20 protein-coding genes and 1 pseudogene are annotated in these 24,343 nt (G+C 60.1%); 14 read left to right on the top strand and 7 right to left on the bottom strand.

Annotated features, from left to right (window positions below; all coding sequences use genetic code 11):
- The first annotated feature begins 111 nt into the window (after positions 1–111).
- Entirely contained in the window at positions 112–1,347 is a 1,236-nt protein-coding gene (locus C4J86_RS25670) for a sterol desaturase family protein (RefSeq protein WP_124372248.1), read from the top strand.
- Here C4J86_RS25670 and C4J86_RS25665 read toward each other — a convergent pair.
- Positions 1,328–1,963: a DedA family protein gene (locus tag C4J86_RS25665; RefSeq protein ID WP_124364920.1), complete on the bottom strand. Its 636-nt coding sequence runs from the start codon at positions 1,961–1,963 to the stop codon at positions 1,328–1,330. The two genes, C4J86_RS25670 and C4J86_RS25665, sit on opposite strands and share 20 nt — an antisense overlap.
- A 208-nt stretch (positions 1,964–2,171) precedes the next feature.
- Between C4J86_RS25665 and C4J86_RS25660 the strand changes: the two are divergent.
- Together C4J86_RS25660 and ppk1 are read left to right on the top strand one after the other, a co-directional pair.
- Positions 2,172–2,420 (top strand): annotated as a pseudogene (locus C4J86_RS25660) (porphobilinogen synthase); the annotation flags it as partial.
- Between the two features lie 44 nt (positions 2,421–2,464).
- Positions 2,465–4,687 carry a polyphosphate kinase 1 gene (gene ppk1 / locus C4J86_RS25655; RefSeq protein WP_124372247.1) on the top strand — a complete coding sequence of 741 codons (2,223 nt, stop codon included), beginning with the start codon at positions 2,465–2,467 and terminating at the stop codon, positions 4,685–4,687.
- Between the two features lie 656 nt (positions 4,688–5,343).
- On the opposite strand, the gene ppx is transcribed toward ppk1, so the two are convergent.
- A complete protein-coding gene (ppx, locus tag C4J86_RS25650) occupies positions 5,344–6,846 on the bottom strand; it encodes an exopolyphosphatase (RefSeq protein ID WP_124364918.1) in 1,503 nt (500 codons plus the stop codon).
- Between the two features lie 484 nt (positions 6,847–7,330).
- Between ppx and C4J86_RS25645 the strand changes: the two genes are divergently transcribed.
- The 4 genes from C4J86_RS25645 to C4J86_RS25630 all read left to right on the top strand — a co-directional run bounded on the left by C4J86_RS25645 (position 7,331) and on the right by C4J86_RS25630 (position 11,845).
- Positions 7,331–7,987 carry a DUF1120 domain-containing protein gene (locus tag C4J86_RS25645; protein WP_124368777.1) on the top strand — a complete coding sequence of 219 codons (657 nt, stop codon included), beginning with the start codon at positions 7,331–7,333 and terminating at the stop codon, positions 7,985–7,987.
- Positions 7,988–8,123: 136 nt separating this feature from the next.
- A complete protein-coding gene (locus tag C4J86_RS25640) occupies positions 8,124–8,807 on the top strand; it encodes a fimbria/pilus chaperone family protein (RefSeq protein ID WP_218567879.1) in 684 nt (227 codons plus the stop codon).
- Positions 8,808–8,814: 7 nt separating this feature from the next.
- Complete coding sequence (locus C4J86_RS25635) at positions 8,815–11,316, top strand: fimbria/pilus outer membrane usher protein (RefSeq protein ID WP_124372246.1); 2,502 nt, start codon at positions 8,815–8,817, stop codon at positions 11,314–11,316.
- Positions 11,306–11,845, top strand: a complete 540-nt coding sequence (locus C4J86_RS25630; protein WP_124372245.1) for a hypothetical protein — start codon at positions 11,306–11,308, stop codon at positions 11,843–11,845. Before C4J86_RS25635 ends, C4J86_RS25630 begins: the two co-directional genes overlap by 11 nt.
- Here C4J86_RS25630 and C4J86_RS25625 read toward each other — a convergent pair.
- The 4 genes from C4J86_RS25625 to C4J86_RS25610 are packed head-to-tail and all read right to left on the bottom strand — an operon-like array spanning position 11,817 to position 14,659.
- The gene (locus tag C4J86_RS25625; RefSeq protein ID WP_124372244.1) at positions 11,817–12,554 is read right to left on the bottom strand and encodes an amino acid ABC transporter ATP-binding protein; all 738 of its coding nucleotides are present in this window, start codon (positions 12,552–12,554) and stop codon (positions 11,817–11,819) included. The two genes, C4J86_RS25630 and C4J86_RS25625, sit on opposite strands and share 29 nt — an antisense overlap.
- Entirely contained in the window at positions 12,541–13,191 is a 651-nt protein-coding gene (locus tag C4J86_RS25620) for an amino acid ABC transporter permease (protein WP_124372243.1), read from the bottom strand. Before C4J86_RS25620 ends, C4J86_RS25625 begins: the two co-directional genes overlap by 14 nt.
- Positions 13,188–13,856, bottom strand: coding sequence for an amino acid ABC transporter permease (locus tag C4J86_RS25615; RefSeq protein ID WP_124364912.1), 669 nt, complete (start codon positions 13,854–13,856; stop codon positions 13,188–13,190). The genes C4J86_RS25620 and C4J86_RS25615 overlap by 4 nt, the downstream gene beginning before the upstream one ends.
- A 17-nt stretch (positions 13,857–13,873) precedes the next feature.
- Positions 13,874–14,659, bottom strand: coding sequence for a transporter substrate-binding domain-containing protein (locus C4J86_RS25610; RefSeq protein WP_124372242.1), 786 nt, complete (start codon positions 14,657–14,659; stop codon positions 13,874–13,876).
- A 254-nt stretch (positions 14,660–14,913) separates the two neighbouring features.
- On the opposite strand from C4J86_RS25610, the gene C4J86_RS25605 reads away from it, so the two are divergent.
- The 7 genes from C4J86_RS25605 (at position 14,914) to C4J86_RS25575 (ending at position 22,978) form a co-directional block, all read left to right on the top strand.
- Positions 14,914–15,609 carry a FadR/GntR family transcriptional regulator gene (locus C4J86_RS25605; protein WP_124372241.1) on the top strand — a complete coding sequence of 232 codons (696 nt, stop codon included), beginning with the start codon at positions 14,914–14,916 and terminating at the stop codon, positions 15,607–15,609.
- A gap of 120 nt (positions 15,610–15,729) precedes the next feature.
- Complete coding sequence (gene trxA, locus C4J86_RS25600) at positions 15,730–16,059, top strand: thioredoxin TrxA (protein WP_124368772.1); 330 nt, start codon at positions 15,730–15,732, stop codon at positions 16,057–16,059.
- Between the two features lie 234 nt (positions 16,060–16,293).
- Positions 16,294–17,553 carry a transcription termination factor Rho gene (rho, locus tag C4J86_RS25595; RefSeq protein ID WP_003176825.1) on the top strand — a complete coding sequence of 420 codons (1,260 nt, stop codon included), beginning with the start codon at positions 16,294–16,296 and terminating at the stop codon, positions 17,551–17,553.
- Positions 17,554–17,709: 156 nt separating this feature from the next.
- Complete coding sequence (locus C4J86_RS25590; protein WP_124372240.1) at positions 17,710–19,692, top strand: acyltransferase family protein; 1,983 nt, start codon at positions 17,710–17,712, stop codon at positions 19,690–19,692.
- Between the two features lie 59 nt (positions 19,693–19,751).
- Complete coding sequence (gene ubiD / locus C4J86_RS25585) at positions 19,752–21,218, top strand: 4-hydroxy-3-polyprenylbenzoate decarboxylase (protein ID WP_124372239.1); 1,467 nt, start codon at positions 19,752–19,754, stop codon at positions 21,216–21,218.
- Positions 21,218–22,186 (top strand): CDP-6-deoxy-delta-3,4-glucoseen reductase, encoded by a 969-nt coding sequence (locus C4J86_RS25580; protein ID WP_124372238.1) that lies wholly within the window; start codon positions 21,218–21,220, stop codon positions 22,184–22,186. Before ubiD ends, C4J86_RS25580 begins: the two co-directional genes overlap by 1 nt.
- Positions 22,187–22,324: 138 nt before the next feature.
- Positions 22,325–22,978 carry a gamma-glutamylcyclotransferase gene (locus tag C4J86_RS25575; protein ID WP_124364902.1) on the top strand — a complete coding sequence of 218 codons (654 nt, stop codon included), beginning with the start codon at positions 22,325–22,327 and terminating at the stop codon, positions 22,976–22,978.
- Here C4J86_RS25575 and glpT read toward each other — a convergent pair.
- On the bottom strand, positions 22,975–24,312 hold the full coding sequence (gene glpT / locus C4J86_RS25570; RefSeq protein WP_124368768.1) for a glycerol-3-phosphate transporter: 1,338 nt from the start codon (positions 24,310–24,312) through the stop codon (positions 22,975–22,977). The genes C4J86_RS25575 and glpT overlap by 4 nt on opposite strands.
- Between the last annotated feature and the right edge of the window lie 31 nt (positions 24,313–24,343).

Raw genomic sequence — 24,343 nt, 5'->3', positions numbered from 1 at the left:
GCATTTCTCCTGATTCATGGCGTTAAATGTCTACTAATTTGTAACCTGTTGCCAATGGGATCTCATGGGACTGCACTAATCTGATGTAACAAAAATAAACCGGACTAGCCCATGGACTTCGTGCCTTACGCGGTACCGTTTTTCATTGCCTTGATCGTGGTGGAGCTGCTGGCTGACCGCTGGCGCGGTGCGCGCAACTATCGAGTCGCCGACGCTATCAACAGTCTCAGCACCGGCGTGCTGTCTACCACCACCGGGTTACTGACCAAGGGCGTGGGTTTGCTCACCTATGCATTCGCCCTCAAGCACCTGGCGCTGACCGAATGGTCGGCCCAGAGCGTGTGGACCTGGGTGGTCGCCTTTGTGTTCTACGACTTCTGCTACTACTGGCTGCATCGCCTGGGCCATGAGCGCAATATCCTGTGGGCTGCCCACTCAGTGCACCACCAGAGCGAGGACTACAACCTCACCACCGCGTTGCGTCAGACCAGTACCGGCTTTTTGTTGAGCTGGATCTTCTACCTGCCCCTGGCCGTGCTCGGTGTGCCGTTGGTGGTGTTCGTCAGTGTGGCTTCGCTCAACCTGCTGTATCAATTCTGGGTGCATACACGTCACGTGCCCAAGCTCGGCTGGTTCGAGGTGTTCTTCGTTACACCGTCCAATCATCGTGCCCACCACGCGCAGAACGCCCTCTACATGGATCGCAACTATGGCGGGGTGTTCATTTTTTGGGACCGCTTGTTCGGCACGTTCCAGGAAGAAGACGACAATGAACCGGTGATTTTCGGCGTGACCACGCCCCTGGCCAGTTGGAATCCGCTGTGGGCGAACCTGCAGTTTTATGCGCAGTTGTGGAGCGATGCCCGTCGTACTGAGAACCGCTGGGACAAGCTGCGCATCTGGTTCATGCGCACCGGCTGGCGCCCCGCAGACGTGAAAGCCAGGTACCCGATCACCAAGCCGGACCTGGCCCGGTTCCGCAAATTCGAGGTGCCGCTGGATACGCGCCAGCAGGTCTACGTTGCCGTGCAGTTTGCGGTCTATGTGGGGTTTGGCAGTTATTTGATGAATTTCGCAGAAGGCCTGCCCACGGCGGCGCTGGTGCTGGGCTGGGGCGCCATGGCCCTGGGGCTGTTCACGCTGGGGGTCGCACTGGAGAATCGCCCGTGGGCGCTGAAGGCAGAAGGGGTGCGCCTGGGGCTGAATCTGCCGTTGGTATGGCTGGCCCCGTGGGTCGGGCTATGGCCGGCCAGTACTCTGGGCTGGCTGGCCCTGCTGAGCTACAGCCTGCTCAGCGTGATTGGCCTCTACTGCTGCAGAAGCCGGGTTACTCGCCTGGCGTCTTAGGGGGTTCGACCGGGGCGGGTTCGGCAGCGAGCCGGGCCTTGGCTTCGGCACACGCTTCGCGGGCGATGCGGGCATTCTTGACGCGGCGTCGCAGCCACAGGCCCAAGCCCAGCACCAGCAAGGCGCCCAGCACCCACAGCTCGTATTTCTTGACACTGCCGAGCATGCCTTCGAGTACCGCGCCGAAATGATAGGCCGCAGCCCCTAGCGCAGCCGCCCATATCGCCGCACCGATACCGTTGAGGATCAAATACCGTAGAGGTGGGTAGCCGGACAGGCCAATCGCTACCGGCATCACCGTGCGCAAACCGTAGACGAACCGAAAGCTCAGCACCCAGATATCCGGATGCTTGCGGATATGTTCCAGCGCCTTGTCGCCCATCAATTGCCAGCGCGGTTTGCGCGCGAGCAATTTGCGGCCGTGCTTGCGCCCCATGTAGTACCACAGCTGGTCGCCGGCGTAGCTGCCGAAAAAGGCAACGACCACCACCAGGTTGATATCCATATATCCACGGAACGCCAGGAAGCCTGCGAGCACGAGGATGGTCTCGCCTTCGAAGAACGTGCCGAGGAAGAGGGCAAAGTAGCCGAAGTCATGCAGAAATTGTTGAAGCATGGTCTAGGGTGCTGGCGAAATGAACGCGCAGCCTACGCCTTCACGAAGATTCATGAAAGTATCGAGATGTGTCACGAAGTGAACAATTCCTACGCAAATGCCGAATGCCACTTCATGTCGCATCGATAAGCACAACTGTCATTCATTCGTCATAATGGCCGCTTATAACTGCACCGCCCGCCCGTAAACGCGGGCTCAGGAGTCTGTCGTGAGCTTTATCCCCGCCAACCGGCTATTTCCCGCCACACGTCTGCGTCGCAACCGCCGTGATGATTTTTCTCGCCGTCTGGTACGTGAAAATGTACTGACGACGAATGATCTGATCCTGCCGGTATTCGTGCTGGACGGTGAAAATCGCCGGGAAGCGGTGGCCTCGATGCCGGGGGTGGAGCGCTTGAGCATTGACCTGCTGCTCGAAGAAGCCGCCCATTGGGTGGAGCTGGGAATCCCGGCGCTGCCCAATTGCTTAGAGAGCAACCATAGCCCTCACAGGAACACTCGATGAATACCGAAGGACTTACAGAAGTTGCCGTAAAAGACGCTCATCCGGTGGTTGAACAAGTCACCGAGACCCCGCCGGAGCTTGAGCCTGCCCCGCCTGTGGTGGCCGCCGAAGCGCCGGCGCCGGCGCCAGTGGCCGTGGTTACCAACCTGGATGACAGCAGCCTGTACATCCACCGCGAGCTGTCCCAACTGCAATTCAACATTCGCGTGCTGGAACAGGCGCTGGATGAGTCCTATCCGTTGCTGGAGCGGCTCAAGTTCCTGTTGATCTTCTCGAGCAACCTGGACGAGTTCTTCGAGATCCGCGTCGCCGGCCTCAAGAAGCAGATCACCTTCGCCCGTGAGCAAGCCGGTGCCGACGGCCTGCAACCGCACCAGGCCCTGGCGCGCATCAGCGAGCTGGTGCACGGCCATGTGGACCGCCAATACGCGATCCTCAACGATATCCTGCTGCCGGAGCTGGAAAAACATCAGGTCCGCTTCATCCGTCGCCGGCACTGGACCACCAAGATCAAGACCTGGGTGCGCCGTTACTTCCGTGACGAGATTTCACCGATCATCACCCCGATCGGCCTCGACCCGACGCACCCGTTCCCGTTGCTGGTGAACAAGAGCCTGAACTTCATCGTCGAGCTCGAAGGCATCGACGCCTTCGGCCGCGACTCGGGCCTTGCGATCATCCCGGCGCCGCGCCTGCTGCCACGAATCATCAAGGTACCCGAAGAAGTAGGGGGCGCTGGCGATAATTATGTATTCCTGTCGTCGATGATCCATGCGCACGCCGATGACCTGTTCCAGGGCATGAAGGTCAAGGGCTGCTACCAATTCCGCCTGACCCGTAACGCCGACCTGGCGCTGGACTCCGAAGACGTCGAAGACTTGGCCCGTGCCCTGCGCGGTGAGCTGTTTTCGCGGCGCTACGGCGATGCGGTGCGCCTGGAAGTGGCGGATACCTGCCCGAAACACTTGTCGGATTACCTGCTCAAGCAGTTCAACCTGGCCGAATCCGAGTTGTACCAGGTCAATGGCCCAGTGAACCTGACGCGCCTGTTCAGCATCACCGGCCTGGACAGCCACCCGGAGCTGCAATACAAGCCGTTTACACCGCAAATCCCGAAACTGTTGCAAAACAGCGAGAACATCTTCAGCGTGGTGAGCAAGCAGGACATTCTGCTGTTGCACCCCTTCGAGTCGTTCACCCCGGTGGTCGACCTGCTGCGCCAGGCCGCCAAGGACCCGCACGTCCTGGCTGTGCGCCAGACGCTGTATCGCTCCGGCGCCAACTCGGAAATCGTCGATGCCCTGGTCGACGCTGCGCGTAACGGCAAGGAAGTCACGGCGGTCATTGAGCTGCGAGCGCGCTTCGATGAGGAATCCAACCTGCAACTGGCCAGCCGCTTGCAAGCAGCCGGTGCGGTAGTGATCTATGGCGTGGTCGGCTTCAAGACCCACGCCAAGATGATGTTGATCCTGCGCCGCGAAGCCGGTGAAATCGTGCGTTACGCCCATTTGGGCACCGGCAACTACCACGCCGGCAACGCGAAGCTCTATACCGACTACAGCCTGCTGACGTCCGACGACGCCCTGTGCGAGGACGTCGGCAAGTTGTTCAGCCAGCTCATCGGCATGGGCAAGACCTTGCGCATGAAGAAGCTGCTGCACGCGCCGTTCACCCTGAAGAAGGGCATGCTCGACATGATTGCCCGCGAGACCCAGTTCGCCCTCGAGGGCAAGCCGGCGCACATCATCGCCAAATTCAACTCGCTGACCGATCCGAAGATCATCCGCGCGCTGTACAAGGCCAGCCAGTCGGGCGTGCGCATCGACCTGGTGGTCCGTGGCATGTGCTGCCTGCGCCCGGGCATTGTCGGCGTCTCGCATAACATCCATGTGCGCTCGATCATCGGCCGCTTCCTGGAGCACACGCGGGTGTTCTATTTCCTCAACGGTGGCGAAGAGCAGATGTTCCTCTCCAGCGCCGACTGGATGGAGCGCAACCTCGACAAGCGCGTGGAGACCTGCTTCCCGGTGGAGGGCAAGAAGCTGATCATGCGGGTCAAGAAGGAGCTGGAAAGCTACCTGACCGACAACACCCACAGCTGGAGCCTGCAGTCGGATGGGCGGTATGTGCGCAACACACCGACCGGGAACCAGAACCCGCGCAGTGCGCAGGCCACGTTGCTGGAGAAGCTGGGCAGCCCGATCCTGACGGTGAATTAAGCAAGGTTCGCTGCGATCCAATGTGGGAGGGGGCTTGCCCCCGATGGCCATGGGTATCTACACAACTTTGGCGTAGCCCTGAACCTGTGGCGAGGGAGCTTGCTCCCGTGGCGACCTGGCGGCCTATAGCTATCTGACTGATGCCGCGCGATCCAAATGTGGGAGGGGGCTTGCTCCCGATGGCGGCCTGACAGCCGACCAGGATGTTGGATCAGAGCGAGTACATATCCGTTGCTGCGGTAACGGCGGCTTAGGGTTCCGCCCTTACGGCGTCTCACTTTTGAAAAGCGCAAAAGTAAGCAAAACGCTCTTGCCCCACCACTCGGCACCTCGCCTAGGCTCGGTGTGCCCGTAATCCGACATTGATTTGGGGGGCCGCCGCCACGCGCCATCCATGGCGCGGGGCGGCTAAACCGGCATCCCTGCCGGTTTACCCCCCAAATCAATATCGAATTCCGGCCAGCGTGGTTTAACGGGGCGCCTAGATCAAAAGCAAAATCAAGAGCGACTCGCTTCGCATCGTGGTTAGCGTAGGCTGCTGCCACACAGTTGTGTAGATACCTATGCACCGATGGCGGTGTCTCAGTCAAAGTATCAAGTGACTGACACACCGCATCGGGAGCAAGCCCCCTCCCACATTTGTTTTGTGGTGTTCTTTAATGCAGGTTCAGGCTGAACCCCACCCGCGTCAGCCACTCCGCTTCCTGGGCGAAGTCCGCCTGGGTCAGCTGGTTTTCATCCAGCCAGCCTTTGGGGAACATCACTTCCAGGCTGTCGCCGTCGGCGCGCAGCTTCACCTGGGGCATTTCCTGGGTGCCACGGATGTGGTGGAACAGGATGGCAAAGCGCAACAGCGCGCACAGGCGAATCAGCTTGATGCCGTCTTTGCCGAACTCGGCAAATTTGTCCCTGGGAATATTACGGCGGTGGCCGCGCACCAACAGCGCGAGCATCTGTTGGTCTTCCCGTGAGAACCCGGCCAGGTCCGAGTGTTCGATCAGGTAGGCGCCGTGCTTGTGGTAATGGTAATGGGCGATGTCCAGGCCCACCTCGTGCACCTTGGCGGCCCAGCCCAGCAGTTCACGCCATACGCCGTTTTGCAGGTCCCAGTCATCGGCCACCTGGTCGAAGGCGTGCAGGGCTTTGCGCTCTACGCGCGCCGCTTGCTCCACGTCTACGTGGTAACGCTCCATCAACGAGCTGAGGGTGCGCTCACGCACATCTTCATGGTGATGGCGACCGAGCAGGTCATAGAGCACACCTTCGCGCAGGGCGCCGTCACAGTGGTCCATGCGTTGCAGTTCGAGGGCGTCGAAAATGGCTTCAAGAATCGCCAGGCCGGCGGGGAAGATGGCGCGGCGGTCAGGCTTGATGCCGTCGAAGTCGATCTTCTCGGCATCCCCCAGCTTGAACAGCTTGCGCTTGAGCCACGCCAGGCCTTCCGCATTCACCTCGCCGGTGCCATGGCCGCCGGCCTTGAGCGCCAGGCCGATGGCACGGATGGTGCCGGAAGAGCCGATGGCTTCATCCCAGCTCAGGCGGTGCAGGGCGTGTTCGATGCTCATGATCTCCAGCCGCGCCGCCGTGTAGGCCTGGGCATAGCGCGCCGGGGTGATCTTGCCATCCTTGAAATAACGCTGCGTGTAGCTGACGCAGCCCATCTGCAGGCTTTCGCGCAGCAGGGGTTCAAAACGCTGGCCGATGATGAATTCGGTGCTGCCACCGCCAATGTCCGCCACCAGGCGTTTGCCCGGGGTGTCGGCCAGCGTATGGGAGACCCCGAGGTAAATCAGGCGTGCTTCCTCGCGACCGGAAATAACCTCTACCGGATGCCCGAGGATTTCCTCGGCGCGATGGATGAATTCGTTGCGGTTACGGGCTTCACGCAAGGCGTTGGTGCCCACTATTCGTACAGCGCCAGGCGGCATGCCGTTGATCAGTTGCGCAAAGCGCTTGAGGCAGTCGAGGCCGCGCTGCATGGACTCTTCATTGAGCTGGCGTTCGTCGTTGATCCCGGCAGCCAGTTGCACTTTCTCGCCGAGCCGCTCAAGGATGCGGATTTCACCGTTCTGGGCCTTGGCCACGACCATGTGAAAGCTGTTGGAGCCCAGGTCGATGGCAGCGATCAGGGACAGGTTCTTGGCTTGGGATTGCGGCATGGTTTGGGGTCTCGGTCGATAACCTTGCCATCGTGCCACGATCGACCGCTGGAGCCAACGCGTTGTGCTTCGGTAATTTTTCTGCGGCTGTCTGTGGGGGTAATTTGTGAGATATGTAGGATGTCATCGAATGACAAGCAGGGGAGTAGTGAATTAATTTTGTAGGAGTTTTAACTTCGCCTCGTAGTAAAGCCGCGTTTTGATTTTCCCTACAGGACGCGTTTGATTATGTCATCGGGTATTTTGTTTTAGCCTACTTTTAAATTGGGTTTAAATGACCAGCAGGTTTTACCGTTCTCACACTAACCCAGGCGTTATCTGATTCTTTAATGAAGCACCAAGGCGACACACTGTCACCCGGCAATTTTGCCTTGGTGTTATTTATGTGTCGTCGTAGAACATCCAGGAAGATAAACCGTTTGGCGATGGAGCCGCCAAGACGAACGTAGAGAGCACCTGTTAACTTTCAAGTGACAGGTCGAATATGAAAAAAATTGTTGGATTGACCCTGGGTCTCGTTTGCCTGGCGGCAAACATTGGCGCACATGCTGCCACCAGCGCAGAACTGATCGTCAGGGGGGTCATCAAGCCCGCCGCCTGTAACCTCAGTATGAGCGGCGGTGGCATTATCAACTACGGCGATATTCCTTCGGGCCAACTGTCCCAGACGGCGTTTAACGCGCTCACCGAAAAAACCACGCCTATCACCGTCAGCTGTGGCAATACGCCTGTCCAGTTCGGGCTCAAATTTGTCGACCTGCAGGCCGGCAGCAAGGTAACGGGCATCCTCACTGCGCTCGGGGGTGGTTACACCGAGGCGAACAACTTTGGGTTGGGGACTGTGGCCGGCCGGAGAACGGGTGGCTTTGCCGTTACCCTCAGGGACCTGCGCTCGCCGACCGCAACACTGTTTCCGATCATGCGAATCAGCGCCGGCGCCTGGCAGAACAGTGATGGCAAAGTCGCACAAGCGCCTAGCCAATATTCCTGGCGCAGCAGCACGGCTGCCACACCCGCCTCTATCAACCAGTTGACCGGGACGATTGCTGTGCGCGCGGTGATCAATAAAGGCCAGGACCTGGACCTGAGTCGTGACGTTACCCTTGATGGGCGCGCAACACTTGAATTGAGTTACATCTAAGCGACATAAAAACAGTCGATCAAGAAACATGTGTTTCTGGTCGGCTGTTTTATAAGCGCGCCCGTCGCTCAATAGTCAACTTCAAGGTTGTGGGGAACACAGAGTGCTTAGTCGTCCCGTAAGAAAGAGTACGCGTTTGTTATATGCACTGTTGCTCTTGTGCTTTGTCGGTGTTGCGGTGGCTGATGGTATGTTGCCGGAAACCACGGTCATTGTATTGAACGAAGAGCAGGGTGAAGCGACGATAAACATCAAGAATACCGACGCGGCTCCAGCGCTGCTGCATTCGGTAATAGAAAACATACCGGAAGATGTGGAACCGCTCTTGATCGTGACGCCGCCTATTGCGCGGGTGGAAGGGGGTGAAACGCAACTGGTGCGTTTCATCAGCACGTTGAAGGCCCCGTTGAAGACTCAGCGGCTCAAACGCGTGTCTTTCGAGGGCATTCCCCAGGCGCGTGCTGCGGGCGGTGCGACCATTGGTATCACCTTGCGGCAGAATTTGCCGCTGATCCTGCATCCCCAAGGCCTGCCGGTTCATCACACGCCCTGGGAGCTGCTGAAGTGGCGACGTACAGGGCAACGTTTGACGGTCCACAACGATAGCGCTTATGTGGTGCGCATGGCTCCGCAGGTTCGGTTATTGCCACAGGGAGCCCCGGCTACGCTGCCGCGCACCTACATTTTGCCGGGCGAAGCGCTGGCGGTGAAGGTTGAAGGACCCTTGGAGGAACTGACTGATATAGAGATTCAACCGGCCACGATCTACGGCTTTTCGGTAGAAAACTACCGGGCCCCGATCAATACCGACGGGGGTTGATCGACCCATGACAAACCTGTCGAGTCACCGAACCGGAGCTTTTTTATGGACCCGCCGACCCACGTTGCTCATGGGGATGGCAACACTGTGGAGCTTGCCTGGCGTTGCCCCTGCCTTGGAACTGGGCGAGGGCTTTGACCTGGCGGCACTGACCACGCACGGCATTGACCCGAAAGTCTCGGACTACTTCCGCACGGCGGCGCGCTTTCGCGAGGGCACCCAGGTGGTGGGGTTGAAAGTCAACGGCAACCCGCTCGGGTTGGTGGACGCCCAGTTCGATGCCACTGGGCAATTGTGCTTTACCCCGGCATTGCTGGACAAAGCCGGGTTGGTCAAACCCACTGCCATCGTCCGCAAAGGCGCCACTGCCGACCAGGCATGCCATGACTTTCTGGGGGCGTTTCCCACGACCATGGTGCGGCTGCGCCCTGGCAACGATGAAGTGGCGCTGGTGGTGCCTACCTCATCACTGCGCGAACCGCAGTGGGAGGCCGGGGAGTTCGCCCGGGGCGGTGCGGCGGGCTTGTTCAACTATGATGTGCAGGGTTTCGACAGCCATTCGCGCAGTGGGAACAACCGATTCGTGTCGGCTTACACCGAAGCGGGTTTCAACCTGGGTGATTGGATTCTTCGCAGTCGTCAAATCTACGTCTCCGATAACGGCGTGACGCACAACGAGCACCTGTATGCCTATGCGCAGCGGGATATCGCCGCGTTGCGCTCGACTTTCCAGGCGGGCCAGCTGTCCAGCAACAACCCGCTGTTTGGTGGCATCCAGCTGTCGGGTGTGCAGTTTTCCCCCGACGGCCAGTCGCGCGTGCCGGCGGGCAGCAATAACGCGGTGGTGGAAGGCCTGGCACAGAGCCAGTCGCGGATTGAGGTGCGTCAGTCCGGCGTGTTGATCCACAGTACGCTGGTGCCCGAAGGGCCTTTTCGGCTGACCGGTTTGCCGCTGCTCAATGGCACAAGCGACCTTGAGGTCAGTGTGATCGATGTACGCGGGGGCCGACGCAGCTTCGTGGTGCCGGCGGCTTCGTTCGCCGGCGCCGCGCCGGCGGCACCCGGTTATTACTTGTCCCTCGGCAAACTACGTGAAGAGACGCAGGGCGAGGGGCCATCGCCCGTCGTCGCCATGGGCAGCGGGACGTGGGGCCTGGGGCGCGACTCAACGGGTGGTTTCGGCTTGTTGAGTACCGACGAGTACTGGTCGGCAGGTGGCACGTTGAGCAGCGTGTTTTTCCAGCGAGTGTCGGTGGGCGCGCGTCATAACCTGTCCCGCGACAGCCGTCATGCCGTGTCCGGCTCACGCAGTAGCGTGTCCGTGAGCAGCCCGGTATCCGCCGACGTCGAGCTCAACCTCAGCGCAACCAGCCAGACCCGCGGCTATCGCGAGGTGATCGAGACCGGCCGCCCGACCACGGCCGACGTGCTGGCGTCACGCTTCAAGAATCAATACACGGCGGGCGTGACATGGGTCGACCCCACCCTGGGTGCCTTCTCCCTGGGCTATACCCGTAGCGCTCAATTTGACGGGCAATCGAGCGAACACGTGTTCGCCTCATGGAACAAATCGTTTCGCTATGCCGATGTTGCGTTGATTGCCGACTCCCAGGTGGGCAGCACTCAAGCACGCCGCGACGCCACTCGGGAGCGAAACCGGCGCGACACCGTCCTCGATGATGATTTGTCCTTGCGGCTGCAGGTCAGCGTGCCTCTGGGCGGTGATCGTCGTGTGAACAGCTATGTCAGTCGCCGTGGGGGGCAGTCCCGTACCGGCACGGCGCTCACTGAACGGGTCAATGAGTATGTGAACTATGAAGTGGGTGTCGAGCGCGACCTCAGTGCGCAGGAGCAATCGATGCGCGGCCAGGTAGACCTCACGCCGCGTTACACCCGAGTCGGTCTGGGTGTCAGTCGCGACCCGTTAGGCACCAGTTACACCGGGCAACTGCAAGGTGGCGTGGTCGCTCATGAAGGTGGGATTACCTTCTCGCCCTACACGGTGCAGGACACGTTTGGTATTGCGTCGGTGGGCGACATTGGTTCTGCAAAAATCGACACCCCGCAAGGCCCGGTGTGGACTGACTTCACCGGCCAGGCCGTGCTTCCAGGCTTGCCTGCCTACACCAACAGCCATATCGAGGTGCAAACCCAGTCCTTGCCAAAACGCGTTGATCTGAAGAACGGCACCCGTGTGCTCGCCGCAGGCCGCGGTTCCGTCAACACCGTGGCATTTGATGTGGTGAAGGTGCGCCGCATGCTGGTCAACGCCAGCGATGATCAAGGCCGGCCACTGCCTCAGGGCGCGGCGGTGTTCGGCAAGGGCGATCGTTTTCTGACCAGCGTAGTGGGCGAAGGCATGATCTTTCTGAACGACGTGAACGAGGTGCAAGACCTGAGGGTTTCATTGCCGGACTCGGCCAGTTGCCTGCTGAACATTTCCCCTGGGAGCCAGCCTGATAATGACAAGTTCTTCGATACAACAGCGGCGGTGTGCCATGGTCGGTAAGTTTATATGCCTCGGCTGTGCGCTGTTTTGTACGGTGTTGCTGGCTCAGGGCGCGCACGCCGAAAACTGCCGATTGTCCGTGAGCCAACCGCGTATCGACTACGGGGTCATTCGCCGGGAGGCGCTGGTCGAAAGCACCACCGTGACGCTAGCCACGCGCACGCTGCAGCTCAACGTGTTGTGCGTCGAGCCGTCGGTGATGGCGTTGCGGTTTATCGGTGCCGCCGATGGGCAAGCGTTCCGTTTTGGCCAGCAGGGGCGGTTGCGGCTTAGCCTCAAGCATGCACAGGTGGATGGGCGTGCCGTCGACTGGGACCCGCCCGGCGGTGGCGCGGGTGGGCAGTTATTACCGGGCCAGGTCCTGACGGCACGCGTCGCAGGGAGGCCGGTAACAGGTCAGCGCTTGACCGCCCAGGTCGACATCGACACCGACCTGCCCGCCGAGGCGCTGCAAGTGCGAAGCCAGACGTCGCTGGAGGGGCAGGGTCGTTTTGAACTGGTCAGTCCGGCTGTTCCACTGAACCGATGAAGTTGGCGAGCTCCGGCGTTTGCGGGTTGGCAAACAGGAGCTTGGGGTCGCCCACTTCATGCACCTTGCCTTGGTGCATGAACACCAGCTTGTCACCGACTTCCCGGGCGAAGCGCATTTCGTGGGTCACCATGATCAGCGTCATGCCATCTTTAGCCAGTTGGCGCACCACGCTGAGCACTTCGTTGACCAGTTCCGGGTCGAGGGCCGAGGTGATTTCGTCGCACAGCAGCACCTTGGGTGACATGGCCAGGGCGCGCGCAATCGCCACGCGTTGTTGCTGGCCGCCAGACAGCCGGTCGGGGAAGGCATCGAACTTCTCTCCCAGGCCAACGCGTTCCAGCATCTGTTTGGCCAACTGCGCTGCCTTGGCTTTGGGCACTTTCTGCACCACTTGTGGCGCAAGCATGACGTTTTCGCCAACGGTCAAATGTGGAAACAGGTTGAACTGCTGGAACACCATCCCGACCTTCTGCCGCAGGCTGCGCAGGTCGGCGCGGGCGGCGTCGAGGTATTCGCCATCGACTTCGATCACGCCGTCGTTGATCGACTCCAGGCCATTGAGAGTACGCAGCAAGGTGGATTTACCCGAGCCACTGCGGCCGATGATCGCCACCACCTGGCCCTCTTCAACGGAGAGGTCGATGCCCTTGAGTACATGGTGATCGCCGTAATACTTATGCAGGGCGGAAATTCTAAGCAGAGGCATGCAGTCTCCTTTCCAGGTAGCGCGCACTGAGGGACAAGGGGTAGCAGAGCAGGAAGTAACCGAGGGCCACCAGGCCGTAGACCATGAAGGGTTCGAAGGTGGCATTGGCGAGCATGCCGCCGGTCTTGGTCAGTTCGGTAAAGCCGATGATCGAAGTCACGGCGGTGCCTTTGACCACCTGCACCGAAAACCCCACGGTCGGCGCCACGGCAATGCGCAGGGCCTGGGGCAGGATCACGTAGCGCAGTTGTTCAAGAGGGTTGAGCGCCAGGCTGGCCGATGCCTCCCACTGCCCATGGGAAATAGAGTCAACGCAGCCGCGCCAGATTTCGGCCAGGTAGGCGCTGGTAAACAGGGTCAGGGCGATGGCCGCCGCCAGCCAGGGCGAAATATCCACCCCGAGCAACGCCACACCGAAAAACACCAGGAACAGTTGCATCAGCAGCGGCGTGCCCTGGAACAGTTCGATATAGGTGCGGGCCACATTGCGCGGGAATGCCTTGTGACTGATGCGCATCGCCATCACCAGCAGGCCGATCACACCGCCGCCTATGAACGCCACCAGCGACAGCAACAGCGTCCATTGCAGGCCGGTGAGCAGATTGCGCACGATGTCCCAGAAGGAAAAATCACTCATCGGCTGTTCCTCATCACATAGCGGCGGCCGATCCAGTTGAGCAACTGGCGAATCATCAACGCCATGCACAGGTACACCAGGGTGGTCAGGGCATAGGTTTCAAAGGCGCGGAAATTGCGCGACTGAATGAAGTTGGCGGCAAAGCTCAGCTCTTCGGTAGCGATCTGCGAACAGACTGCCGAGCCAAGCATCACGATGATGATCTGGCTGCTCAGGGCCGGCCACACCTTGCCCAGTGCCGGCAGCAGCACCACATGGCGAAACGCTTCGAAACGCGTCATGGCCAATGCCGCCGCAGCCTCCAGTTGCCCGCGCGGTATGGCCTGGATACCGGCACGGATGATCTCCGTGGAATAGGCCCCCAGGTTGATCACCATCGCCAGTACGGCGGCTTGCCACTCGGTGATTTTCAAGCCCAGGGACGGCAGGCCGAAGAAGATGAAAAACAGCTGCACCAGAAAGGGCGTGTTGCGGATCAACTCGACATACACGCCGAAGCACCAGGCGAACGGCTGAATCTTCCATGCCCGCACAACTGCACCGACGGTGCCCAGGGCCACTCCCAGCAGTGCGCCGATAGCCGTCAGCTCAAGGGTAAACAGGGCGCCGCGTAACAACAGGTCGGTGTTGGCCAGCACCGGTACAAAGTCGAATTGATACGCCATCAGTCAGCTCCGTCGCGTCACAGGTCAGCCGGCAGCGGCTCTTTGAGCCACTGCATAGCGTTCTTTTCCAGGCTGCCATCAGCCTTCGCCGCGACCAGTATCTGGTTGACCTTGTCCAGTAATGCCGGCTCGTTCTTGTTCACACCCACGTACACCGGAGAGTCCTTGAGCTTCACCTTCAGCGCCGGTACGCGTTTCGGGTTGCGCTCGCTGATCGCCACCATCACCACGTTGCCGCTGGCGATCAGGTCGACCTGTCCGGCCAGATAGGCGGCGATAGTCGAATTGTTGTCTTCAAAGCGCTTGATGGTCGCCTCTTTGGGCGCGACAGCCGTCAGCTCGATGTCCTCGATGGCGCCACGGGTCACGCTGATGGTCTTGCCCTTGAGGTCGTCGGTGGTGCTGATCGCCGCGTCAGGCGGGCCGAACACGGCGAGGTAGAAAGGCGCGTAGGCCTTGGAGAAATCGATGACTTTTTCGCGCTCGGGGTTCTTGCCCAGGCTGGAGATCACCAGGTCGACCTTGCCGGTGGTGAGGAAGGGGATGCGGTTGGTGCTATTGACCGGAGTCAGCTCCAGCTTGACCTTGAGCTGGTCGGCCAGCAGCTTGGCGGTGTCGATGTCCAGGCCGCGGGGTTTCATGTCGGGGCCCACCGAGCCGAACGGCGGGAAGTCCTGCGGCACGGCGACCTTGAGGGTGCCTCGGGCAACAATGTCGTCCAAACCGTTGGCCTGGGCGGGTGCCTGGCTCAGCATCAGGCTGGCAAACAGGGCAGTGAGCAGGGCGCTGTAGCGCTTGGTCATGGCAACTCTCCGAGAAGGGCGAAGGAATTTTCTGAGTTTGCCCAGTGCACAGCCCATGCCAGCGCTCATGGAATTGTCTGTAAGGCACGGATCCGTTGAGGTGGGATGGTCTTACTGGTCTGAACAGTCATTAAACTTTTCGCACCCTTTTCGAGCGCCGTAAAAACCCCGCGAGCCCCTTTGGGGCGTGGCTTGCCGGCAGGCGTGAATAGCTTTACAACTAGCCGCTCAGTTGACTGGAACCTTGAGTTTTTATGAATTCCATCGCCCAAGCCGTACCGGAAGCGGCCCTGCAGGCCATCCGCAAACTGATCAAGGAGCAGGGCTTCGGGCCGGGCGATGCATTGCCCTCGCAACGCGATCTGGCGGTGCGGTTGGGCGTCAGCCGGGCCTCGTTGCGTGAGGCGTTATCGTCCTTGAGCGCCTTGGGTGTGGTCAGTGTGCAGCCGGGCAAGGGTGTGTTTGTGCAGGCGCCGGACCCACCGTCCGAACTCGCCTGGCCGTTTGCGGCGCAGGCCACGCCGCTGGAGATCTTCCAGCTGCGTTACGCCCTGGAAGGGTTTGCGGCAGGGTTGGCGGCGGTCACATTGACCACCGACGAGCTCGACAGCCTGGAAGACAATGTCGAGGCGATGCGCAAGGTGCTCAAAGCGGGTGACTTTGACGCTGCCGCCCGGCTGGACTTCAAGTTTCACCAGCGCATCCTGCTGGCCAGCGGCAACCAGGCGATGGTGAGCATTCTGAGCGCCAGCGCCGATGTATTCCTGGAAAGCCAGAAACTACCGTTCATCCGGCCAGAGCGCGCCATGGAAACCTGGCAGGAGCATCGCAGGATTTTGCGTGCCCTGGCCCGGCGCACCAGTGCGGCGGCGCAGAAAACCATGCAGGAACATGTACGTAATGCCGCATTGCGCACGGGCATTGCCTTCGTCACACCCGTCGCACCGTGAACCGGCGATATGCAAAGTCATGCGTCGCCATAGCAAGACTCAATCAGAGGCGGCTTCCTGAACGGGGGAAGGGCGGCTATGATGGGCAACGTTTTTTTTGCTTACATTCCGGAGACATCCATGAGCAACGATCTTATCAAGCACGTCACCGACGCGACCTTTGAGGCCGAAGTACTCAAGGCTGCCGGCCCGGTGCTGGTTGACTACTGGGCCGAATGGTGCGGCCCTTGCAAAATGATCGCTCCGGTCCTGGACGACATTGCAACCACTTATGAAGGCAAGTTGACCATTGCCAAGCTGAACATCGACGAGAACCAGGAAACCCCGGCCAAGCACGGCGTGCGTGGTATTCCAACGTTGATGCTGTTCAAGAACGGCAACGTCGAAGCCACTAAAGTAGGCGCGCTGTCGAAGTCCCAACTGCAAGCCTTCCTCGACGCCAACATCTAAGCGTCGCCAAAAAAGCCCCGAAAATCTCGGGGCTTTTTCGTAAAACAGGGCTAGACGCTCCGAAATTCAGGTGGTACATTCGGCCCCGCACTGGTTTCTCCACTGCCCCCTGCAAGCCGTCGCCGACGCATTCCTTTTCGATTAGTACGCGATCCTGTCGCCTTCTCTGCGGCGCGGCCTCATTAAGCCAAAAGCTTAATTTCCCCCCTCCATAAATGATTACGTCATTCCTATATGAATCTGACTGAACTCAAGCAAAAGCCGATTACCGACCTGCTCCAACTGGCCGAAGAAATGGGCATAGAAAATATGGCCCGTTCGCGCAAGCAGGACGTGATTTTCTCCCTGCTCAAGAAGCACGCGAAAAGCGGCGAGGAAATCTCCGGTGATGGCGTGCTGGAGATTCTCCAGGACGGCTTCGGCTTCCTCCGCTCCGCAGACGCTTCCTATCTTGCCGGCCCAGACGATATCTACGTCTCGCCGAGCCAGATCCGTCGCTTCAACTTGCGCACCGGCGACACCATCGTGGGCAAGATCCGCCCTCCGAAGGAAGGCGAGCGTTACTTCGCTCTGCTCAAGGTCGACACGATCAACTTCGATCGCCCAGAGAACGCGAAAAACAAGATTCTCTTCGAGAACCTGACCCCGCTGTTCCCGACCGTGCGCATGAAGATGGAAGCCGGTAATGGTTCCACCGAAGACTTGACCGGTCGTGTGATCGACCTGTGCGCACCCATCGGCAAGGGCCAGCGTGGCCTGATCGTTGCGCCGCCGAAAGCCGGTAAAACGATCATGCTGCAAAACATTGCAGCGAACATTGCGCGTAACAATCCTGAAGTTCACCTGATCGTACTGTTGATCGATGAGCGTCCGGAAGAAGTGACCGAAATGCAGCGCACCGTGCGTGGCGAAGTGGTTGCCTCGACGTTCGATGAGCCGCCAACCCGCCACGTGCAGGTGGCTGAAATGGTGATCGAGAAGGCCAAGCGCCTGGTCGAACACAAGAAAGACGTGGTGATCCTGCTCGACTCCATCACCCGTCTGGCCCGTGCCTACAACACTGTGATCCCGAGCTCCGGCAAGGTGCTGACCGGTGGTGTCGATGCCCACGCCCTGGAGAAGCCAAAGCGTTTCTTCGGCGCCGCGCGCAACATCGAAGAAGGCGGCTCGCTGACCATTATCGCCACCGCGCTGGTTGAAACCGGCTCGAAGATGGACGAAGTGATCTACGAAGAGTTCAAGGGTACCGGCAACATGGAACTGCCCCTGGACCGTCGTATCGCTGAAAAGCGTGTGTTCCCGGCCATCAACATCAACCGCTCCGGCACGCGCCGCGAAGAGTTGCTGACTGCCGACGACGAACTGCAGCGCATGTGGATCCTGCGCAAGCTGCTGCACCCGATGGACGAAGTGGCCGCCATCGAGTTCCTGATCGACAAGCTGAAAACCACCAAGACCAACGACGAGTTCTTCCTGTCGATGAAGCGCAAGTAAAACCGCGTTTCAGGTCCGAAAAATGGCGCCCCAATGGGGGCGCCATTTTTTTGCGTCGAGATTCATCGGGTTTTATGGCATAAGTGTCCGTTAAGTAACAAAAATTGTACGCGCGACTACGCTCACTCCTTTCGTCACAGACTGACCACAATTCTTATGACCACTCTTGCTTACCGCAGAGACATCGATGGGCTGCGTGCCATCGCTGTCCTCGCCGTCGTGTTGTTTCACTTCGGCGTTCCTGGCCTTACCGGCGGTTTCGTTGGCGTTGACGTCTTCTTCGTTATTTCCGGTTTTCTGATCACGTCCATTATCTGGCGCGAGCGCCAGGCCGGACGCTTCAGTTTCATTGATTTCTGGGCCCGTCGCGCACGGCGCATCCTGCCGGCGCTGTTTGTAATGATTGCAGCGACACTGGCGGTGGGCTGGTTCCTGTTGGCGCCCAAAGACTATGAGGAGTTGGGGCGGTCGGCGCACTATCAGGTGACCTTTACCTCAAATTTGCTGTTCGCGCGCCAGCATGGCTACTTCGATGCGTCCTCTGACATCAAGCCTCTGCTGCATACCTGGTCGCTGGCGGTAGAAGAGCAGTTCTATATCGTTTTCCCGCTGCTGCTCACCTTGCTTTCAAGCCGCCTGAAGCACTGGCGCCTGGCGCTGTTCGTGGTGTTGCTGGGCTCTTTTGGCATGAGCGTCTGGGCGGTAGAGCATGAGCCGCAAAAAGCGTTTTTCCTGCTGCACCTGCGGGCCTGGGAGTTGTTGGCCGGCGCGATGCTGGCGGTGCTGCCCAAATATGAGTGGCGCGCCTCACCCGCCCTGGCGCAGGGGATCAGCCTGGCCTCCATGGCACTGATTCTGATCGCGGTATTGGGTTACGACGCGAAAACCCCTTTCCCCGGCGCGACCGCGCTATTGCCGGTGCTGGGTGTCGTCGGGCTGATCTGGGCCAACGGGCAGCAACACACCTGGGTCGGGCGCCTGTTGAGTACGCGGCTGATGGTCGGTATCGGGCTGATTTCCTATTCCTGGTACCTGTGGCATTGGCCGGTGTTCGTGTACGCCAACTATGCTGCGGTGGATGGCTTGAGCACTCTGGAGTTGGCCGGGTTGATGCTGCTCTCGTTGCTGCTGGGCTACTTGTCCTGGCGCTTCGTGGAAACGCCGTTTCGTGAAAAACGCTTGTTGGCCGCCCGCAAGGCAATTCTGGCGGCAGCCGTGGTCGGCATCCTGGGGCTGGGCTTTACGGGCCTTGCGATACGCGAATTCGACGGTGTGCCTTCACGGTTGTCCGAACAGGCACTGCGTTTTGCCCAGGCGAAAAAGTGGAGCCCGGACCTGCTGGCGTGCATGGCTGACAAAGACACACCCGACGAGCGGTTGTTCTGCCATTTCGGTCCGCCAACCCAGTCCGTCTCGGCGCTGGTATGGGGTGACAGTCATGCCACCGCGCTGATTCCGGCACTCAAAGAGGGCGCTGATCGCCACGATATCAGCCTGGTTGAAGCCAGCTTCGCGGGCTGTATTCCGTTGGATGGCCTGGAGAATATTGCTCGGTGCGCGCATTTCAACCGTCGCGTCGAGAAGGCGATGGCCGAGAAAAAATTCAGCGATGTGGTGCTGGCGGCGCGCTGGAGCCTGTATGTCTATGGGCAAATGTCGGGCGACAAAGAGCATGCGCTCAAGGACCCCAGCACTGGCGAGTATGTGCGTGCGGTCGCCGAGCAGCGCTTTGCCGAGGGCCTGCGCGAGCGCATCCAGGCGCTGCGCGCTGCCGGGCATAAGGTCTGGCTGGTCAAGGAGGTGCCGCTGCAGGAAATCATCGTGCCTTACCGCCTCAGTCGCCTGGCAATGATGAACCGGCCGGTGGACGGTGAAGGGCTTGCCGTGGCCGAGCATGTGAAGCGCCAGGCCTTTATTACCCAGCTGTTTGACGAGCTGGCGGCGGCCGACAGCGGTGTCAGGGTGCTGGACCCCGCGCCCTTGCTGTGCGGCACCGACGGCTTGTGCCGGGTGGAACTCAATGGCCGCGCGCTGTACACCGACGATAACCACCTTTCCGACGTAGGCGCGCGGCACATCGAGGCCTTCCTGGAGCCATTGTTCAGATCGCTGCAATCACGGGGGTTGACGGCCAATTAAGCTGCCAGCCGCCTCTAGAGCAGGTAGGATGTACGCCTATTTTACGGGTGGCATGGTTAATGAAATTCAAGGATCTTCGGGATTTCGTGCAGCAACTTGAGCAGCGCGGAGAGTTGAAACGTATCCAGATGCCGATTTCACCGGTACTGGAAATGACTGAGATTTGCGACCGCACCTTGCGCAACAAGGGCCCGGCGCTGCTGTTCGAGAACCCGACCGGCTTTGACATCCCGGTGCTCGGCAACCTGTTCGGCACCCCCGAGCGCGTCGCCTTTGGCATGGGCGCCGAGGCGGTCAGCGAGCTGCGCGAGATCGGCAAGCTGCTGGCCTTCCTCAAGGAGCCCGAGCCGCCCAAAGGCTTGAAGGACGCTTGGTCGAAGCTGCCGATCTTTCGCAAGATCATTGCCATGGCGCCCAAGGTGGTCAAGGACGCGGTGTGCCAGGAAGTGGTCATCGAAGGCGATGACGTCGACCTGGCCATGCTCCCGGTGCAGACCTGCTGGCCCGGCGATGTCGGCCCGCTGATCACCTGGGGCCTGACCGTCACCAAGGGACCGAACAAGGACCGCCAGAACCTCGGCATCTACCGCCAGCAAGTGATCGGCCGCAATAAGGTGATCATGCGCTGGCTGAGCCACCGTGGCGGCGCCCTGGACTTTCGCGAGTGGTGCGAAAAACATCCGGGCCAGCCGTTCCCGGTGTCCGTGGCCCTCGGCGCCGACCCTGCCACCATCCTGGGCGCCGTAACGCCAGTGCCGGACAGCCTGTCCGAATACGCCTTTGCCGGCCTGCTGCGTGGCAACCGCACCGAATTGGTAAAGTGCCGTGGTAATGACCTGCAAGTGCCGGCCACCGCCGAAATCATCCTCGAGGGTGTGATTCACCCCGGTGAGATGGCCGATGAAGGGCCTTACGGTGACCACACGGGTTATTACAACGAAGTCGACAGTTTTCCGGTGTTCACCGTCGGGCGCATCACCCATCGGATCAAACCGATCTACCACAGCACCTACACCGGCCGGCCTCCAGACGAGCCGGCCATTCTCGGCGTGGCGCTGAACGAAGTGTTCGTGCCGATCCTGCAAAAGCAGTTTCCGGAAATCACCGACTTCTACCTGCCGCCGGAAGGTTGCTCGTACCGCATGGCCATCGTCACCATGAAGAAGTCGTATCCGGGCCACGCCAAGCGGGTAATGCTGGGCGTGTGGTCGTTTTTACGACAATTCATGTACACCAAGTTCGTTATCATCACTGACGACGACATCAATGCCCGCGACTGGAATGACGTGATCTGGGCCATTACTACGCGCATGGACCCCAAGCGCGACACGGTAATGATCGACAACACGCCCATCGATTACCTCGATTTTGCCTCGCCGGTTTCAGGCCTTGGGTCGAAAATGGGCCTGGATGCCACTCACAAATGGCCGGGCGAAACTACCCGCGAGTGGGGCCGGGTGATCGTCAAGGATGACGCAGTGACTGCTCGCGTCGATGCAATCTGGAAAGAATTGGGAATAGATTGATGCGTGTAACCTTGCAACCTTCCGGCGCGGTCCTGGAACTGGACCCTGGCGAACGAATTCTCGATGGCGCGCGCCGCCTGGGCTACGAATGCCCGCAGGCCTGTCGCAACGGCGTCTGCCACGTGTGCGCGGCGCTGCTGGTGGAGGGCCGGGTGCAGCAGGCGGGAGAGGTGCGTGACCATGGTGAGTTCTATACCTGCATCGCCGAGCCGCTGGAAGATTGCATTGTCTTGTGGGATGGCGTGCTGGCGCCGGGAGAACTGCCGTTGCGCAAGTTGGCGTGCCAATTGAGCGAATGCGTGGAAGTCGGCGGCGATGTGTGGCGCGTGCGCCTGCGGGCTCCTGCCGGCAAGGCCGTGCGTTACCACGCCGGGCAATACCTGATGATCGAGCGTGAGAACGGCGAGAAGTCGGCGTTTTCCCTGGCGTCGGCGCCTCACTGTGGACGCGAGCTGGAACTGCACGTACTGGCCCGCGAAGACAGCGCACGCAACCTGTTGGACCAGCTCCAGCGCAATCAGATGGCCCGCGTCGAACTGCCGTTCGGTGACACTCACCTGGCGGAGCTGCCGGACGGGCCGCTGGTGCTGATCGCCGCCGGTACCGGCATGGCTCAGATGCACAGCCTGATCGAGCATTGCCGAGCTTCCGGCTTCAAGCACCCAGTGCACCTGTACTGGGGCGTGCGTCGCCCGGAAGATTTCTACGAGATCGAGCACTGGGATCAGTGGCGGCAACTGCCCAATCTGTTCCTGCACAAAGTCGTCAGTGACCTGTGCGGCTGGGAAGGACGTTGCGGGTTGCTGCATGAAGCCGTGTGCGAAGACATTGCCGACCTTAAGGCCGTGCATGTGTACGCCAGTGGATCACCGGCGATGATCTACGGCACGCTGGATGCGTTGGTCGACGCCGGTATGGATGCGCACCAGATGCGCGCTGACGTGTTTGCCTATGCCCCTCGGCCCTGAGCAGATCAAATCCGGCAGCACCATTGCGCCGCCAATCTCGCCTACAGCACTTTTTCGCCGTACGGTTACAGCGGCGCGTTTTATTACGGTAAAGTCGCTTACAACTGGTAATACATAGGAGGCGCACCGCTTTTCGCCATGACCGCCATTGAAACCGATCTTTTGCAGTTGGCTTACCCTCCGCGGCTCGACTTGGGGCCGCAACTCACTCACGAACAATTGATGAGCTCGATGCAGGCCACCATGGCTCGGCACAAGGGTGGGCCGGTCTGGCTATTTGCATATGGTTCGCTGATCTGGCGCCCGGAATGTTCATCCACCGAGCGGGTGCGGGCGCGGGTCCATGGTTATCATCGGGGCTTGTACCTGTGGTCCCATGAGCACCGGGGTACGCCGGAGTTGCCGGGCTTGGTGTTCGGGCTGGATCGGGGCGGCTCGTGCAGCGGGTTTGCTTACCGCTTGCCGGAAGATCAGCTGGAGGCTTCGCTTTATGCGTTGTGGCAACGCGAAATGCCTTACCCGTCCTATCGACCGCACTGGCTCAGTTGCCGGCTGGAAGATGGCAGCCAGGTACAGGCGTTGGGGTTTGTGCTGGAGCGGCACTTGCCCAGCTATGCCGGCAACTTGCCCGATATCGTGCTCAATCATGTGCTGCAAAGCGCTTGCGGGCGTTACGGCACCACTCGCGATTATGTCGAACAGACCGTGAACGCCCTGCGCAGCCACGCCATGCCAGATAAAAACCTGGAGGCGCGGCTCAAGCGTTGTGCAAAGGATTGCTCAGGCGGTTAACGCGCCGAGCTGACGCTGTTGGTGTGCCACAGCGTTGGGATCAGGAAGGCAATTGCCAAGACGCATGCGCCGATCAGCAGCACGAAACCACCGTCCCAGCCGAAGTGGTCCACGGTGTAGCCCATCGCCGCACTCGCGGCCACCGAACCGCCCAGGTAGCCGAACAGGCCGGTGAAACCCGCAGCCGTACCGGCGGCTTTCTTCGGTGCCAGTTCCAGCGCCTGCAGGCCGATCAGCATCACCGGGCCGTAGATCAGGAAGCCGATGGAGACCAGCGCGATCATGTCGACCGTTGGATTGCCCGGCGGGTTAAGCCAGTAAACCAGGGTCGCCACGGTCACCAGCGCCATGAACACGATGCCGGTCAGGCCGCGATTGCCACGGAAGATCTTGTCCGACATCCAGCCACACAGCAGCGTGCCCGGGATACCGGCCCACTCGTAGAAGAAATACGCCCACGACGACTTGTCGACCGTGAAATGCTTGGCTTCTTTCAAGTAGGTCGGCGCCCAGTCCAGTACGCCATAGCGCAGCAAGTACACGAACACGTTGGCGAACGCGATGTACCACAGCATTTTGTTGCGCAGCACGTACTTGACGAAGATTTCCTTGGCACTGAATTCGTCTTCGTGGCTGGCGTCGTAGCCTTCCGGGTAGTCGTTCTTGTACTTTTCTATAGGCGGCAAGCCGACCGATTGCGGGGTGTCACGCATGGTGATGAAGGCAAACGCCGCCACTGCCAGCGCCACCGTGGCCGGCACGTAAAATGCCGCATGCCAGTCGTTGAACCAGGCCATGCCTAAGAGGAACAGCGGGCCGATCAGGCCGCCGCCGACGTTGTGCGCCACGTTCCACACCGACACCACGCCGCCGCGTTCCTTCTGCGACCACCAGTGCACCATGGTCCGCCCACTCGGCGGCCAGCCCATGCCCTGGGCCCAACCGTTGATGAACAGCAAAATGAACATCATGGTCACGCTGGATGTTGCCCAAGGCGCGAAACCGAAAATGAACATCACCCCCGCTGAAACCAGCAGGCCGAAGGGCAGGAAGTAGCGCGGGTTGGAGCGGTCGGACACCAGGCCCATGAGGAACTTGGACAAGCCGTAGGCAATCGCGATGGCCGACATCGCCAGGCCCAGTTCACCACGGGTGTAACCCTCGTCGATCAGGTAGGGCATCGCCAGGGAGAAGTTTTTGCGCAGCAGGTAGTAGCCGGCGTAACCGAAGAAAATACCGGCGAAGATCTGCCAGCGCAGTCGTCGGTAGGTCGTGTCTATTTTTTCTTCAGGCAGGGGCGCCTGATGTGCGGCAGGGCGAAAGAAAGCAAACATTCAAGAGCTCCAGATTTCTTGTTTTGACTGC

It is taken from the genome of Pseudomonas sp. R2-7-07, assembly GCF_003852355.1.
In the GTDB taxonomy this organism is placed as follows: Bacteria; Pseudomonadota; Gammaproteobacteria; order Pseudomonadales; family Pseudomonadaceae; genus Aquipseudomonas.
This window is presented reverse-complemented; position numbering and strand designations above follow the sequence as displayed.